14 protein-coding genes are annotated in these 16,818 nt (G+C 39.5%); 1 reads left to right on the top strand and 13 read right to left on the bottom strand.

Annotation, left to right across the window (positions count from 1 at the left end):
- Nucleotides 1–77: 77 nt before the first annotated feature.
- From HT734_RS06735 to guaA, 8 genes are all read right to left on the bottom strand, one after another.
- Nucleotides 78–956, bottom strand: coding sequence for a F0F1 ATP synthase subunit gamma (locus HT734_RS06735; protein WP_049532254.1), 879 nt, complete (start codon nt 954–956; stop codon nt 78–80).
- A 15-nt stretch (nt 957–971) separates the two neighbouring features.
- Complete coding sequence (atpA, locus tag HT734_RS06730) at nt 972–2,477, bottom strand: F0F1 ATP synthase subunit alpha (RefSeq protein WP_049532252.1); 1,506 nt, start codon at nt 2,475–2,477, stop codon at nt 972–974.
- A gap of 14 nt (nt 2,478–2,491) precedes the next feature.
- The gene (locus HT734_RS06725) at nt 2,492–3,028 is read right to left on the bottom strand and encodes a F0F1 ATP synthase subunit delta (RefSeq protein WP_049532251.1); all 537 of its coding nucleotides are present in this window, start codon (nt 3,026–3,028) and stop codon (nt 2,492–2,494) included.
- Nucleotides 3,028–3,522, bottom strand: a complete 495-nt coding sequence (gene atpF / locus HT734_RS06720) for a F0F1 ATP synthase subunit B (protein ID WP_000558549.1) — start codon at nt 3,520–3,522, stop codon at nt 3,028–3,030. Before atpF ends, HT734_RS06725 begins: the two co-directional genes overlap by 1 nt.
- Before the next feature lie 13 nt (nt 3,523–3,535).
- Complete coding sequence (gene atpB, locus HT734_RS06715) at nt 3,536–4,249, bottom strand: F0F1 ATP synthase subunit A (protein ID WP_049532250.1); 714 nt, start codon at nt 4,247–4,249, stop codon at nt 3,536–3,538.
- 32 nt (nt 4,250–4,281) lie between these two features.
- Nucleotides 4,282–4,482: a F0F1 ATP synthase subunit C gene (locus HT734_RS06710; protein ID WP_001054557.1), complete on the bottom strand. Its 201-nt coding sequence runs from the start codon at nt 4,480–4,482 to the stop codon at nt 4,282–4,284.
- Between the two features lie 315 nt (nt 4,483–4,797).
- On the bottom strand, nt 4,798–6,084 hold the full coding sequence (locus HT734_RS06705; protein ID WP_000169096.1) for a U32 family peptidase: 1,287 nt from the start codon (nt 6,082–6,084) through the stop codon (nt 4,798–4,800).
- A gap of 242 nt (nt 6,085–6,326) precedes the next feature.
- Nucleotides 6,327–7,889 carry a glutamine-hydrolyzing GMP synthase gene (gene guaA, locus HT734_RS06700; protein ID WP_000065714.1) on the bottom strand — a complete coding sequence of 521 codons (1,563 nt, stop codon included), beginning with the start codon at nt 7,887–7,889 and terminating at the stop codon, nt 6,327–6,329.
- Nucleotides 7,890–8,029: 140 nt separating this feature from the next.
- Here guaA and HT734_RS06695 point away from each other — a divergent pair, with 140 nt between their 5' ends.
- A complete protein-coding gene (locus HT734_RS06695; RefSeq protein ID WP_000936169.1) occupies nt 8,030–8,728 on the top strand; it encodes a GntR family transcriptional regulator in 699 nt (232 codons plus the stop codon).
- A gap of 44 nt (nt 8,729–8,772) precedes the next feature.
- Here the strand turns inward: HT734_RS06695 and HT734_RS06690 are convergent, their stop codons facing one another.
- From HT734_RS06690 to parC, 5 genes are all read right to left on the bottom strand, one after another.
- On the bottom strand, nt 8,773–9,669 hold the full coding sequence (locus HT734_RS06690; protein WP_049539967.1) for a DMT family transporter: 897 nt from the start codon (nt 9,667–9,669) through the stop codon (nt 8,773–8,775).
- 8 nt (nt 9,670–9,677) lie between these two features.
- A complete protein-coding gene (locus tag HT734_RS06685) occupies nt 9,678–10,613 on the bottom strand; it encodes a serine hydrolase domain-containing protein (RefSeq protein ID WP_061759027.1) in 936 nt (311 codons plus the stop codon).
- Nucleotides 10,610–11,335 carry a CppA N-terminal domain-containing protein gene (locus HT734_RS06680; protein ID WP_061759026.1) on the bottom strand — a complete coding sequence of 242 codons (726 nt, stop codon included), beginning with the start codon at nt 11,333–11,335 and terminating at the stop codon, nt 10,610–10,612. Before HT734_RS06680 ends, HT734_RS06685 begins: the two co-directional genes overlap by 4 nt.
- Before the next feature lie 614 nt (nt 11,336–11,949).
- Nucleotides 11,950–13,962, bottom strand: a complete 2,013-nt coding sequence (locus HT734_RS06675; protein WP_173278355.1) for a thiol-activated cytolysin family protein — start codon at nt 13,960–13,962, stop codon at nt 11,950–11,952.
- A 329-nt stretch (nt 13,963–14,291) separates the two neighbouring features.
- Nucleotides 14,292–16,772 carry a DNA topoisomerase IV subunit A gene (gene parC, locus HT734_RS06670; RefSeq protein ID WP_173278357.1) on the bottom strand — a complete coding sequence of 827 codons (2,481 nt, stop codon included), beginning with the start codon at nt 16,770–16,772 and terminating at the stop codon, nt 14,292–14,294.
- Nucleotides 16,773–16,818: the final 46 nt, after the last annotated feature.

Here is a 16,818-nt window from a genome sequence, read left to right as displayed (position 1 = left end):
CCTATTCTATATAAGATACTGTCGGTCCCTAGCTCAACTAGGTCCTAAGTTCATTTTCATACGAGCTGGACTAGAGCCTATTCTAAGGCACTAGCTCCTGCTACGATTTCTGTAATTTCTTGTGTAATCGCCGCCTGTCTGGCACGGTTATACTGAATTGTCAAATCATTGATGACTTTCTTAGCATTATCTGTCGCTGTTTGCATGGCTGTCATACCGGCAGCATTTTCAGCTGTCTTGGCATCGATAATAGCCCCGTAAATCATACTTTCTGCAAACTGAGGCAACAACTGCTCCAAAATTTCTTCTCGGCTGTTTTCCAATTCAAAAGTCAAGCTATACTCTTCATCTGCTTCATTTGGATCCAAGTCAACAATCGGAAGCATTTGTTCCACACGCATTTGACTTGTTAGCGTATTGACATGGTGATTGTAGCAGACATAGAGTTCATCAAAAAGTTCATTTTGGTACATTTCAACAGTTTTTGAAATGATCTTACGAACTTCATCAAAGCTAGGTTGGTCTGCCAAGCCACGTAGTTCATAAAGTGGTTGAATACCACGAGCCTTAAAGAAATCAGCTCCCATTCCACCGATACAGATCATTTCAAAACCTGTACCGTCTGGGTGGTATTCTTCTTTCAACTCCATAACGGCTTTCAGAATAGAAGAATTATACCCTCCAACCAAACCGCGATCTGAAGTAATGACGATATAGCCTGTCTTCTTCACGGGACGGCTAATCAACATCGGATTGGTTGAACCACCAGAACCATTACCATGAAGGATATCTGTCAAGAGCTTGCGAACTTTTTGAGCGTATACTTGGAAGTTACGAGCAGCTTCTTCAGAGCGACCTAGCTTAGCAGCCGATACCATTTGCATGGCATTAGTGATTTGACTCGTATTTTTTGTTGAGGCGATTTTTGTTTTAATATCATTTAGAGATACTGCCATCTGACACCTCTATTCTTATTGGAAGCTGGTTTGATTGAGAAACTCTGTAATCGCAGCATCCAAGATTGCTTCTTCTGGCAAGTCTTTTGTATCACGAATGGTTTCTAAAATCTCTGGATGTTGAGCGTCAAAGAAGGCATGGAACTCTTCCTCGAAACGAACAATGTCATCTACTGGAACAGTATCCAAGAAACCATGTGTCAAAGCATAAAGAATGGTTACTTGTTTCTCAACAGGTAATGGTTTGTGAACAGGTTGTTTCAAAACTTCAACGGTACGACGTCCACGGTTCAACTTAGCCTGTGTTGCCGCATCCAAGTCAGAACCAAACTTAGTGAAGGCTTCCAACTCACGATATGAAGCAAGGTCGATACGAAGTGTACCGGCAACCTTCTTCATGGCTTTGATTTGTGCAGAACCACCTACACGAGATACAGATGAACCCGCATCGATGGCTGGACGAATACCTGCATTGAAGAGACCATCGCCAAGGAAAATTTGTCCATCAGTGATAGAAATCACGTTGGTTGCGATATAGGCAGAGATATCTCCTGCTTGTGTCTCGATAAATGGTAGGGCTGTAATTGATCCACCACCAAGTTCATCAGAAACCTTAGCTGAGCGCTCAAGCAAACGGCTATGAAGGTAGAAAACATCCCCTGGGAAGGCTTCACGACCTGGAGGACGACGAAGCAAGAGAGAGAGTTCACGATAAGCTACCGCTTGTTTTGATAAATCATCATAAACAATCAAAACATGCTTACCTTGGTACATAAACTCTTCCGCCATGGCAACCCCAGCATAAGGAGCTAGGAAAAGCAATGGAGATGGTTGTGAAGCAGAGGCTGTTACAACGATTGTGTAGTCCAAGGCACCGTACTGACGAAGTGTTTCTACTTGCGTACGAACTGTTGATTCTTTTTGTCCAATCGCTACGTAGATACAGATCATATCTTGACCTTTTTGGTTCAAGATTGTATCAATCGCAATGGTTGTTTTCCCTGTCTGACGGTCACCGATAATCAACTCACGTTGACCACGGCCAATCGGTACAAGGGCGTCAATAGCTTTCAAACCAGTTTGCAATGGTTCTGATACAGACTTACGTTGCATAACACCAGGAGCTGGCGCTTCTACTGGACGAGTTTTATCAGTGTGGATTTCTCCAAGACCGTCAACTGGACGACCGAGTGGATCCACAACACGACCAATCAGACTCTCACCTACTGGGACTTCCATGATTTTACCTGTACGGCGGATTGTATCGCCTTCACGGATATCTGTAAAGTCACCTAGGATGATAATACCAACGTCTGTTGACTCCAAGTTTTGAGCCATACCATAAGAGCCGTTTTCAAAAATCAACAACTCTCCACTCATGGCATTTTCAAGGCCGTGAGCACGCGCGATACCATCCCCGATATAGGTTACAACACCTGTTTCAGTCACATCAAAATTGGGTTTGAAATTTTCAATTTGTTGCTTAATTAAAGCGCTGATTTCTTGTGCGTTAATTGCCAAAAGAACACCACTTTCTATTTCAAATTTTCTTTAACAACTTTAAGTTGTTGTTTAATACTCACATCAATTGTCTTGTGATTGGCAAAAATGACAAAACCACCAATGAGACTTTCATCGATTTGTTCTTTTACACTCCTTACTTTCAGAGACATTTTTTTCTCAATCAAAGGGAGCAAGCGACTCTTTTGTTCATCTGTTAAAGGATGAGCAGAAGTAACCGTCACTTCAAATCGATTTGTTTCTTTTTCAAGTCGGTTCAAGCAATCTACAAGCACATCATAAAAAAGATTTGCTCTGTGGTTGTATGCCAGAACCTGGATCAAGTTTTGCAATAAAGGTGACACTGAGTCTTGGAAGAAAGCAATCGTTTTTTCCTTGTCAGACTCGTCTACTGCCACTTTTTTTAAAAAAGAAGGTAAACCTGTTTCTTCAGCAACTTGCTTGATTTGAGTCAAATCTGAAAAAATGCGGTCTTCTTCTCCTTTTTCAAGTACCAATTGGACAAAAGGCATGCTGTATTTTTCAATTACCTTTACTGTTTTCTTGTCCATTAAGCTTCTCCTAGCTGATCGATATACTGATCAATGAGTTCTTTATGGGCATGACCATCAAGGTTTTGTGAGATAATTTTACCAGCTAAGCTGATGGTCAAATCTGCTACCTCACCCTTAACGCTTTGTAAAGCTTCAGCTTTGTTTTGAGCAATTTCTTGATTTGCTTTTTCTTTTAAGCGTCCTGCTTCTAGTTTAGCATCTGCTAAAATACTAGCCTTACTTTTCTCAGCTGTTTCCTTTGCATTTTCAATGATTGTCTTAGCTTCTTTACGGCTACCAGCCAATTCATCTTCGCGTTTTTGAGCCAATACTTCCGCTTTTTGACGTGCTTCTTCAGCTCTATCAATATCTGAAGCAATTTTTTCAGCTCTTTCTTCGAAAATGCCTGTAATATTAGACCATGCAAATTTTTTAATCAAGACTAGCAAAAGGATAAAAGAGCCAGCGATTAAAATAAAATTACCAATTAATTCACCTACTGTTACGTGCATCAGTTACTCCTTTCTACTCTTCATCATTAATTTTATTTCCTAGGTACATAGAGGATAATAGTGTAAAGACATAGGCTTGTACACAAGAAATGAACACGGAAAATGCAGTCCAAACTAAGTTTGTCCCAAATGCGATTGGATACCAAAAAATAGCCTGATGTGAAAGTAATAGAAGCAAGCTTGTCATTACTTCACCTGCAAAGATATTCCCAAAAATCCGCAAAGCAAGAGAAAGGAAATTCGTGATTTCTTCAAGTAGATTCATCGGTGTCATAAATGCAGGAGTTACAAAACCTTTTAGGTATTGTTTAATCCCACGACGACGAATCCCCTCAACATGCGCCATCACAATAATACAGAAAGACAAGACAAGGTCAAATGAAAGATTTGCAGTTGGCGATGTCCAAAGGTTTGTCCCATCTGTTGTTTGAAGTTTAGCCATCAAACCAAGATTATTGGCGATGACCATAAAAAGAAATAAACATAAGTAAAAGAGTGAGTAATCTTTTATGTAGTGGGAACCAAGGTTAGGTTCTGTAAATCCAATTACAAAATCATAGAGATACTCTAGTACATTTTGTTTACCTTTGGGCTTTAATGTCATATTACGACTTGCCCAATAGATAAATGCAAAAATCAGAAACACAGACAGCAAAGTCAAGGCTGTCAAAGTTAAATCAAAGGTAACAGGACCAATATTGATGGTTGGATTGATACTTTCTTCCATCTAACATTCTCCCTTCTCCAATTTATATTTCGTTATTTAATAATAAATGAGAAGACAAGAGTTACGAAGAAAGTTCCTTCAATAAAGGCAACCCCTAAAAACATCAAGCTACGAAACTCAGCGATAATATCTGGTTGGCGAGCTACCGATTTCAACAAACCATTCATCAATAACCCTTCACCAAGAGATACACCCATACAGGCAAGACATAGACCGAAAAATGTTAAATTCATGATGAATTCTCCTTTTAATTAAAATTTACTTACTTAGTTTAGTCCTAAAAATTCAATTTGTCAACTTTTTACCAACATTGAAAGCGTTTAATGGAAATTATTTACAATTTTACTATTTTTGAGTTTATTATATAGGAAACTTTGGAAAAAACTTGTAATAAATCCGACCATTATCTAGGCCTTTCTGAAAAATGATGAAAAAAATCCGAGATGAAATCTCGGATGGAAATAAATATATTTTCTTTAACTTCTTTTCTTTTAGTGAGCAGGATTAAAGGGAAAGCAACGAGAAATCTTTCAGCTCCTGCTTGCTTATTAAGCTCGAACTGTGACACTGGTTCCATCTTCCTTATAAAGATTGATGAGTCCTTCTTTTAATGCACGAACCATGTCTCCTGCTTGAACAGGTTGTGGAACCTTGATTGTCAATAGCTCCATTGGATTTGGAGCACGGTCGATTTTATTACCTTTAGCATCGTGCAAATCTTCAATATAAGTTTCAAAATGACGGAAACCTGGGCCATAAAACTCAACTTGGTCGCCTTCATTAATGACGTTCCGTTGACGAATTGTTGCCGTTTGTGTCGCATCATCATAGGAAACCACTTCAGCGACAAACTTATACTCAGGAATTTTACGACGAGCACCAAACAACTGCTCATTTTCAGATGGTGTACCATAGTAGAAACCTGTTGCTAATTCACGTTGGGCAACCTTCCACATCTCGTCCACCAAGTCTTGTTTGATCGCTTCAAACTTTTCAGGACTTTCAAGATATGCATCCACAGCCGCCTTGTAGCAGTTGGTTACTGTTGATACGTAGTGAATAGACTTCATACGACCTTCAATCTTAAGACTGTCCACTCCATTTTCAATCATATCTGGAATATGGTCAATCATAGACATATCAACGGCTGACATTGAAAATTCTTCAGGAATTTCACCTTTCAAGCTCTTGCGTTCTTGACCAAATGGCATATCGTAAAGGTCGTATTTCCAACGGCAAGATTGAGAGCAACCACCACGGTTAGCATCACGCATACTCATGTGGTTAGAAAGGGTACAACGACCAGAGTAAGAAATACACATAGCTCCATGGACAAAGGCTTCAATCTCAACATCTGTACGTTTGCGAATTTCAGCTAATTCTTCCATTGAAACCTCACGCGCCAAAACAACACGAGTTAAGCCCAGTTCTTTCCAAAACTCAAGAGTTTCATAGTTAGTCGCACTTGCTTGGGTAGAGAGGTGGATTTCAAGACCAGGCGCTTCTGTCGCTGCAATCATAATCAAGGCAGGGTCAGATACGATAACTGCTGCAATCCCGATATCACGCAGTTTACGGAACCACTCACCAGCACCAGCTTCATTTCCTTCGTGCATAACCATATTGGCAGCTACATAGACCTTAGCTCCATACTTAGCCGCAAACTGCACGCCTTCTTCCATCTGTTCAAAGGTAAAGTTACCTGCACGGCTACGAAGACCATAGGCCTGACCACCGATAAAGACAGCATCTGCTCCATACTGAACAGCTACTTTTAGCTTCTCTAAAGTCCCTGCAGGTGATAAAACCTCAGGACGTTTTAATGTTTTTGTCATGTTTTCTCCTATTTGCAATATAAAAGTTTGACGTTTTTCCTTCTCATTTTATAGCAAATAAGTTATAAAATCAAGCCTAGAAAGATTGTTTTGACAATTCTAATCTTTTAAGCTTTACATAATAACTATTAAACTGTCGAAAATTAACCTAGTTTTAACAAGTAGTCAAAAAGTCTAGGAAAGCAAAAACCAGTATCCAAAGATACTGGCTAGTAAAAATACATAAATGAGTCCTTAGATGACTATTCCCACTCAACTGTTGCAGGTGGTTTACTTGTGATATCGTAGACGATACGGTTAACATGATCCACTTCATTTACGATACGTACTGATATTTTTTGAAGTACTTCCCATGGAATTTTGGCAAAATCAGCAGTCATACCATCGATAGAAGTGATAGCACGGATTGCAATCGTATAGTCATAAGTACGACCGTCACCCATAACACCGACTGAACGAACGCCTGTGTTAACAGTGAAGTATTGCCAAATATCGCGGTCAAGACCTGCTTTAGCAATTTCCTCACGAAGAATAGCGTCTGACTCACGAACTGTTTCTAGCTTTTCTTCAGTGATTTCACCCATAACACGGATAGCAAGTCCTGGTCCTGGGAATGGTTGGCGCCATACGATATGGTCTGGCATACCAAGCTCTGTACCAAGGGCACGAACTTCGTCTTTATAAAGAGTGTTGAGTGGTTCAATCAATTCAAACTGCATGTCTTCTGGAAGACCACCCACGTTGTGGTGTGACTTGATAGTTTGGGCTGTATCCGTACCAGACTCGATAACGTCTGTATATAAAGTACCTTGAGCAAGGAATTTCACATCTTTGAGCTTGCTGGCTTCGTCATCAAATACATAGACAAACTCGTTACCGATGATTTTACGTTTTTGTTCAGGGTCAGAAACACCAGCAAGTTTGTCAAGGAAACGCTTAGCAGCGTCTGCTTTGACAATATTCAAACCAAACTTACCACCAAGCATGTCCATAACTTGATCCGCTTCTCCTTTACGAAGAAGACCATGGTCGACGAAGATACAGATTAATTGATCGCCAATAGCCTTTTGGAGAAGAACTCCAACGACAGATGAGTCTACCCCACCTGATAGACCAAGAAGGACACGTTTGTCACCGACTGTTTCACGGATTTTTTGAATCTGCATGTCAATGAAGTTATCCATTGTCCAGTCGCCTTTAGCCTTACAGATGTTAAGGGCAAAGTTACGAAGGATATCATTACCGTATACAGAATGACGAACTTCTGGGTGGAATTGGATACCGTAAATGTGTTTATCTGGATTTTCGATAGCTGCGTATGGACAGTCAGCTGAAGTTCCAGTGCGAACGAAATCAGCAGGAATCTCTGTTACAGCATCACCATGGCTCATCAAAACAGTCTGTTCATCAGGTGTTGATTCAAAAAGCGCTGATGGTGTGTGAGTTAGGGTTGATTGACCGTATTCACGATTCCCGGCATCACCTGCAGGGACAACCTTTCCTCCAAGTTTATGGGTCAATAACTGCATACCGTAACAAATTCCCAAAATAGGAATTCCGAGTTCGAAGATTTCTGGGTCAATATCGAATGAACCATCTTCGTATACAGAGTTTGGACCACCTGAAAGGATAATTCCTACAGGATTGATTTCACGAACTTCAGCAGCTGAAATTTTATGGCTCTTTAGTTCTGAAAAAACACCAATCTCACGGATACGGCGTGAAATCAGCTGGTTGTATTGGCTACCATAGTCCAGTACGATGATTTTTTCTACATCTTGCAAATCAGTTGAAATGTTGCTCATCTTTTTCCTTTCTCAAAAGAAATATCTTTTTTCAATATTCTATCACAAATAAGGGCGAATTACCAACTAAACAAGGCGAAGTTTGACTTTTTCTTGTTTATTAAGGTACAATAGAGAAAAGATAGAAATGAAGTGAAAATATGCTACCAGCTTATATGAAAATCCATGATCAGATTAAAAAGGATATTGACGATCACCGTTGGGCCATCGGTGAGAGGCTGCCGAGTGAAAGAGATTTGGCTGAACAATTTGAGGTCAGCCGCATGACCCTTCGTCAAGCTGTATCTCTCTTAGTCGAAGAAGGCGTTTTGGAACGCAGGGTAGGGAGCGGCACATTTGTGTCCAGTACTCGAGTACAAGAAAAGATGCGAGGGACAACCAGTTTTACTGAAATTGTTAAATCACAAGGGAAAGTTCCTTCCAGTCAACTTATTTCCTACAGAAGAACTATTCCAAATGAGCAAGAAGTTGCCAAGTTAGGAATTTCTCCAACAGAAAATATTATCCGAATGGAACGTGTTCGCTATGCCGACCAAGTCCCCCTGGTTTATGAAGTTGCTTCTATTCCTGAAAAATTCATTAAGGACTTTAAAAAAGAAGAAATCACCAGTCATTTCTTCCAAACACTGCAAAAATATGGCTACCGTATTGGCAAATCACAGCAGACTATTTATGCTCGCCTCGCTAAAGAAAAGATCGCTCACTATTTGGAAGTTGAAAAAGGACATGCTATTCTTGGACTGACTCAGGTCTCCTACCTAGAAGATGGGACAGCTTTTGAATATGTAAAAAGTCAATATGTAGGCGAACGTTTTGAATTTTATCTTGAAAACAATTAGATTACTAGGCAAAAACTCTCTGTCACGAACGACAAAGAGTCTTTTTATTTTTCCAAGAGTAAATCTTTCAAAGAAATCAAGGTTACAGCAAATAATATCATTGCCATACCAAGAAAATCAATGGGATAAAATTGTTCATTCATGATTAGGAAGGCAAAGAAAACCGCAGAGATTGGCTCAATTGAAGCCAGCAAACTTGACTTAACCGGTCCTATCAGACTGGCTCCTTTTAGGAAGGCTGTATAGGCAAAGACAGTTCCGATAAGGATAATGCCCGCAAACGCAAGAAGGAAATCAAGACTAGTTGGGATAGTAGCCTCTAGAACTCCCGTAAAAGGAAGGGCAACCAAACCTGCTATAACCATTCCCACACCAATGACCAAACTGCTCCCCCACTTCTTAATCAAGGCTATGGGCAAAATGATATAAAGTGCATAAGTTAAGGCAGAAAAGAGCCCCCAGAACAAGCCATCAGGTGTCATGGATAACTGATCCAGCTGCCCATGTGTTGCAATCAGGAAGGTTCCTCCGATAGCTAATATGATAGAAACTATCTCTCCAAGTGTCGGCGCCACCTTATCCTTGATACAGCTATAAATTAAAATCCCGACAGGACAAACATACTGAAGCACCGTCGCTGTTCCTGCATTGCTCTCCTGAATAGCAGACAGATAGGCGAATTGATTGAGAAACAGACCAATTAGAGCAAAAATAAGAAGAGACAGCAAACTCTTTCTATCCTTTAAAAAGGCCAGCATTTTATCCTTTGCAGTAGCATAAGCCAAGAGCATGAGAATCCCGCCAGCGATTAAAAGTCGTAAGTTAGTTAAAACTAAAGCCGAAATTCCGTGTGCCATCAGGTATTGGCCACTCGTTCCAGACAAGCCCCAAGCAATACCAGCCACAACTGTTAATAGAGTCCCTTTTAAACTATTTGACATGTCTCTCCTTACTCTTCTTTACGAATCAAGTCCATCACTTGATTGCGGTCTAATATCCATTGAGCCCGCTCATCCTTTTCATAGGTACGATTCGATAGGAAAATAGCCGCTTCTTGCTTCTGACGATTACACATGATAAAGGTACCTGTATAGCCCGTATGGTCTAGCCAATCTCCTTCCAAATTCCATGCCAAAGAACGTTCCTTATCATCCAAAGGAGAAAAATCTTGACTCATATCTCTTGCAAAATCATCTGCTAAATAGTGTTCTAAAAAGATTTGTAAATCCTTTACAGTCGAAAACAAACCAGCACTACCTGCATGTCTGCCCAGAAGGCGAGCCTTGGGATCATGTACCATACCGGCCTCTACACCTCTGACTGTTGGAACAGCAAACTCAACAGGACCAAACTGGGTTTCCGTCATTTCCCAAGGATTCCAAACTTGCTCCTGTAAAATTACATCCAAATCTTGATCAAAGATTCTTTCCAAGATAAAACCTAACAGCAAAAAATGGACATCCGAATAAAGAAAGGCTGATTGACTTCGTCTGTTGAGATGAAACATAGATTCCTTTAATTCAGGGGCTGTTAAAAGATCACGATTGGGAATAAACGGATCAAGGTCTGTTGCATGAGTCAAGAGCTGGCGAATAGTGATGTCTGAATAATCACTCTCAGGTAAAAAATCTATTACCAGTCTATCAATATCTAATTGACCTTTTTCCCACAAGAAGGTACAAACTGTGCCAACCCCAACAACCTTGCTGACACTGGCTAGATCGTAAACTAGTCCTACCTCAGTCTGTAAGCCATACTCTGGATCACTCTGACCTAGATAGAACTCCGTCCATTGATTGCCCTTAAAATACGCAAAAGAGGCTCCGGGATAAATCCCTGCCTCGATTTGTTCTTCTATTTTTTTTATAATCTTGGTCCACTTCATACTTCTTCAAACCACAATTCAACATTATTTCGATCTTTTCCAAGGAAGAATTTTTCAGACTTAGGAATAAAATATTCGGTAGACTCAAATTTCTGGCGTAAACTTGCTATGTCTAATTCATTGACCAAGAACTTGAGCATAGATAAATCCCAAGTAACTGTATTTTCTACCATCAAATCCTGCCCCTGAGCTGGGATAAAATCAAGTGACGCCCCAATTTCAAATGATTCCAAGAAACTTTCGACATCAGTTGGAAGATGTAATTCCATAGAAATCTCAAATTTACTTAAAGAAATTGATTCCAAATTTGTTTGAAATTCAGGTTTTTCTCCTACTTCTACTAGACTTTCTATCTCATCTTCTGCATGAATCAAAATCAAATCATCTTCTGGTGAAAAAATTTCAAAAGCGTAGCCATTTTGACCTTTATATAATTGATGAATCGAATCTGTTTTAGATAAGAGTCCTTCGACTTCCAAGGGATTTTCCACCTTGATAATCAATCTAGCCAGTTTTTTTCGTCCCTCTACCTTACGAGTACGCATGCTTGGTGCTTCTTCCAAAACCAGCTTCTCAAGACCTGTTTGATCACCTAGTGATAGAAAGGCTGACTCCTCTAACAAGACTTTCATACCGAGGGTTTCCATATAAAAGGTTTCATTTAATTTTCTATTATTAACTTTTAAAGTAGGAATAATCCGTACAATCTGATTTACATTCATAAATTCCTCCGTCACTTTTTATTTTATAGGATTTTAGAATTTTTTACAAGATATTATGCTCAAATTTACCAATTTTCACCTCATTAAACATCTTTTTGAGGAACATGAGTTAAAACTCAATGTTTAGGAGAAATTGAAGTAAATATATCCATAATAAAACACAGAATAGACATTTGCCAATAAATATATCTACTATACACACCCCTATGCCCTATGGAAAAAGTAAACTAATGCGAATCACAAGAGGTCCATTCGGAGATGGTTACCTAAAGAAGCTAGAAAATGACTCCTAAAATAGATCCCTTTATCTAGAATTAAATTCATAACTATCCTAAAAAATCTTAAACTACAAGAGAATTTCTTCTTATTGGCTACTTGAACTTTAACGTCTCCTTAAATATTAACCGCTATAGCTTTGAATATAAAAACAAGAGATGTCTTCTTACCTTGGGTCTAATAAATCTATAATTCTATTCACAAGAACAATTAATATATATACTTATATGTAAACTGCTTATAAAACAAGACACAGAAAAACACCCCAAGAGTTAGAATTTGGACTAACTTTTGGGGTTCAGTTCATTAGTATAACTAATTATTTTTACAAGTGAGAATTAGTTGTTTTCAACTTTTTCATCGTATTTTGGTCTGATTGTTGTACCTGAGTTAATAATTGTACGTTTTTGAACAAGAGGAAGGTCTGTGCGATTATAAACTGTACGCCATGGTTCCCAAACAAGACCTGTTTTTTCTTGAATCTTCACGCGTATATTACGTACATTTCCTTTAAATTGAAGTTCAGTTTGGAAGCCAGCTGTTCTGTTCTTGCCGTTATGCTCCCACTGACGTGAACGAATACTTTCAATTCCATCCTTATCATAAGTTACTTCATCCCAGTAAACATAGTAACGAGCAATATAAGCTCCCTTATGTTGTAAATTGAGGTAACCATTTTTGTATGAAGTCACTTTTGTTTCAATGTAGTCTGTATTACTTTGAATTGTAGCTACTTGATTATCTTTCAAAAATGCAGTTTTGTAAGAAATTGGAACAGCAGGGTTTTGCGTACTGAAAGTAGCTCCTTCTTGAATCAATTTCTTCAAATCTTCTACTGTACCTGTCACAACGCGTGCAGCGCCATCAGCATTTCCACCTACGATTGAAACTGTTACAGTTGTATTCTTCAAGACACGCGCCCATTCAGATTCAGCTTTAATAGGCACACCTTTGATTACAGCATTGATTGCTGCTTTCAACTCGGTACTCTTGCTTGTTGTTTCAAACTTAACATACATTTGACGTCCGTATGACACGCTTGATACATATACAGGAGGAGTATTTTCATCAATTCCACGTGCTTTCAATTGATCAACTGTTACTCCTGGAGCAAATACATCTGATGGATTTTTTGGAGCATCAAAGTTTGCAGTATAGTAAACTTGTTTAAAATCAACTACCTCAATTTGTTTTTCACCTTTATTGACAGCTTCAAAATCAATTTTCAAATTAACACCGACTTTTTCAAAATCACTTCCGAATTTTGCTTTCAATTGATTCATGCTGTAAGCAGAAGTTGATTCGTACTGCATACGTGCTGGAGCAGGATTTTTTGCAGCATATTTTTCATGCCAACGGTTTAACAAGGTATTCACACCTTCCTGCATACCACTTGCAGTTGGATTAGCATCTACATAGCTATCTCCGCCTACCATTCCTGGTAAATCAACACTGATTCTACCTTTGCTACGATCTAAACTAATTTGTTGTGGTTTATTTTCTAGAAGATCTTGATTTGCTTTAAACAAAGCACCTAGGAAAATATCTCCGTTACCATTAATGGCAACATCAGCGTGACCACTAGAAAGGTTCTTCTTCACTTTTTCCACAACCACAAATTCACTTCCTTGTTGTTTTGTGCTTGTATTCGTGTAATTTTCTATTGCCTCGCCTCGTCTAGTTAAAATATTTGTTTTATCATAATTCAAGCCAAACAAATAGTTATTTAGTTCTACAGTATAATCTTTTTTAGCTTTGTCTTCTGTTTTCTTATCTGCTACTACTTTTTCTTCTTTTACAGCACGATATACTTCAACTTCTGCCAAACTAAGAGGAGTTTTAGATTTATTTAATTCAATTTTTACATATCGTGCATTAACTCCTGAGAATTGAACATCGATTGTTGGTTGATTATTTAAACTATCAACATGTTGACGAGCCACTTCCTTACCATCTTTATCCAACAAGATAACATCAAAATTAGATAAACGATTCGCTACAACTCCATCTCCACGATTGTAAATACGAACAGTTCCCACACCTTCTTCTTTTGCTAGATCAACTTTCCACCAAGAATGATCTTGAAAATCTGTATGGGTAACGGAACGGTGGCTCCATGCGTTATCACGATTGCCGTCAACCGCTCTAGACGCTTCTCCTCCATAAGCAATTGAACTCTGACTTGCAGGTTTGTGAGCAGCAATGTTTTCACCAGAAACTGCAGCCACACTTGGCTCTGTAGCTTTTACTACATTTGATTGAAAAATTAGTCCAGAACCTAGTAAAAATGTTGCAATGGCAACGCCACATACTCCAATACTACGCTTACTAATCCCTTTATTTTTAATCATACAAAACTCCTTTAATATATTTGAGCTAATTATTTCTTAAGCGCGCTTTCTTTAAACGACAAGATTATATCATAAAAATATTATAGACGCAATCGTTTTCTTAAAAAAGCTAGTATTTTTTATTAGGTCAACTCATATAGTTGCTAACACATTAACATATAAATATTCAAAAGCCGAGTGGTCTATACCAATAAAAACAAGAAAACGACCAGGCTTACGTCCCTATCAGTTGGGACGTAGCACTGTTCGTTTTTGTATATATAATCAAATTCAACTCTTAAATCTATAACTTAAGAAATTTTTCAATGAAAAGCTTTTCATTGTTTTTATCATTTCTTAGATTCAAATTCTGTATAAGTTTCCTGAAGATACGCGTCAAAAACTTCTTCATCTGAAATCGTGTCAGAAATGAAGCTTCCGTTACTAGTCCGTTCTGACATATTCAAGTCTTGCAATCGGCTTTGATAGATTGTTCCTTTGTTGGATTGAACAAGCAGAGTTTGGTCGTTCCCGTCCACTTCTGTACTAAAGAGGTCACCAACGAAATCTTGTTCTGCAACTGCTCCAGCCAAGAAGACACGGTGCGGTTTGTTTTTCAACTCACGCAAGACTTGTAAACCTCGTTTGGCACGGCTTGTTGCCGGAATTTCGTCAATAGAAACACGTTTCAAACTTCCACGTTGGGTCAAGAGGTAGAAGGATGAGGTGTTACAGATAAAGGCGGATTGGAGGACATCATCTGCTTTCAGGTTCATAGCTTTGACACCTGCAGCCTTAGCACCGACAACTGGAACCTCTTCGATATTGAAACGAAGGGCATAACCATTTTGGCTAATCAAAAGAACATCATCTAGTTTAATCGGAGCCACTGCTACAATCTGATCTGTATCGTCTTTGAGCTTAGCATACTTGACAGACTTAGACTTGTAGGTTCGCCATGGAGTGAATTCTTTGCGTTCTACCCGTTTAATTTGACCGAGACGAGTTGCAGTAAAGTAGGTTGTCGCATCATCAAACTGATCCACGACTTCCACATAAAGGATTTCTTCGTTAGTTTCAAAGTTTGTAATGTTCTGGCTCAGATGCTCTCCGATATCCTTCCAGCGAATATCTGCCAATTCATGGATTGGTCGATAGATGACATTTCCAAGGGTCGTGAACATCAAAAGATGCTGGGTTGTCTTGGCAGCTTGTACAAAGATCAAACGGTCATCATCACGCTTGCCAATTTCTTCCAGAGTGGAGGCTGCAAAGGAACGTGGACTAGTACGCTTGATGTAACCTGCCTTGGTCACGCTGACATAGGTATCCTCCTCAGCAATCAAACTAGCTGTATCAATCTCGATTGCTTTCGCAGTGTCTTCTAAAGTACTCAAACGTGGAGTCGCAAATTTCTTCTTGACTTCACGAAGTTCTTTCTTCATGAGATTGTACATAGTCCGCTCATCACCGATAATAGCCGCCAGCATGGCAATCTTTTCACGAAGTTCTGCTTCTTCTTCCTGCAAGACAACTACGTCTGTATTGGTCAAACGGTACAGTTGCAAGGTAACGATGGCCTCAGCCTGCTCTTCTGTAAAATCATAGCTGACTTTGAGGTTTTCCTTGGCGTCAGCCTTATTCTCAGAAGCACGGATAAGAGCAATGACTTCATCCAAGATGGAGATGACGCGAATCAAACCTTCGACGATATGAAGACGTTTCTCAGCCTTTTCCTTGTCAAAGCGGGAACGCGCCAAAATCACTTCACGACGGTGGGCGATATAGCTAGACAAGATTGGGACAATCCCGACCTGACGAGGCGTGAAATTGTCAATCGCCACCATGTTAAAGTTGTAGTTGATTTGCAGGTCTGTGTATTTGAAGAGATAATTGAGAACAAGCTCGGTGTTTGCATCTTTCTTAAGTTCGATTGCGATACGAAGACCGTCACGGTCAGATTCATCCCGAACCTCAGCAATACCAGCCACCTTGTTATTGACACGAACATCATCGATTTTTTTGACCAGATTAGCCTTGTTGATTTCATAAGGAATCTCAGTGATAACAATTTGTTCCTTACCACCTTTTAGCTTTTCAATCTCAGTCTTGGAACGAACAACCACGCGCCCTTTCCCAGTTTCGTAGGCTTTCTTGATTTCGTCACGCCCTTGGATAATTCCTCCAGTCGGGAAGTCGGGTCCAGGCAAGAATTCCATGAGCTTGTCCACCTTAGCTGTTGGGTGGTCAATCATGTAAACAGTCGCATCGATAACTTCGGCCAAATTATGTGGAGGAATATCTGTGGCATAACCAGCCGAAATACCAGTCGAACCATTGACCAAGAGGTTTGGAAAGGCTGCAGGTAAAACAGTAGGTTCTTTCTCGGTATCGTCAAAGTTCCAAGCAAAAGGAACGGTCTTTTTCTCGATATCTTGAAGAAGATAGCCAGCAATCTCAGACAAACGCGCCTCAGTATAACGCATAGCGGCAGGTGGATCCCCGTCCATAGAACCGTTGTTACCGTGCATTTCGACCAAAATCTCACGGTTTTTCCAGTCCTGTGACATACGAACCATGGCATCATAGATAGAACTGTCACCGTGGGGGTGGAAATTCCCCATGATATTCCCGACAGACTTGGCCGACTTACGGTAACTCTTGTCAAAGGTATTGCCATCCTTATTCATAGAATAAAGAATTCGACGCTGAACCGGCTTCAAGCCATCACGAATATCTGGCAAGGCTCGGTCTTGAATAATGTACTTGGAATAGCGACCAAAGCGCTCTCCCATGATGTCCTCCAGGGACATGTTTTGAATGTTAGACATAATAATTCTCTTTTTAGTGTTTTATTGTAAAGTAAATCTATATTTT

It is taken from the genome of Streptococcus sp. k-90 (assembly GCF_013277565.1).
Taxonomy (GTDB): Bacteria; Bacillota; Bacilli; order Lactobacillales; family Streptococcaceae; genus Streptococcus.
The sequence above is the reverse complement of the archived record's forward strand: the minus strand, read 5'-3'. Positions and strand labels throughout refer to the sequence as shown.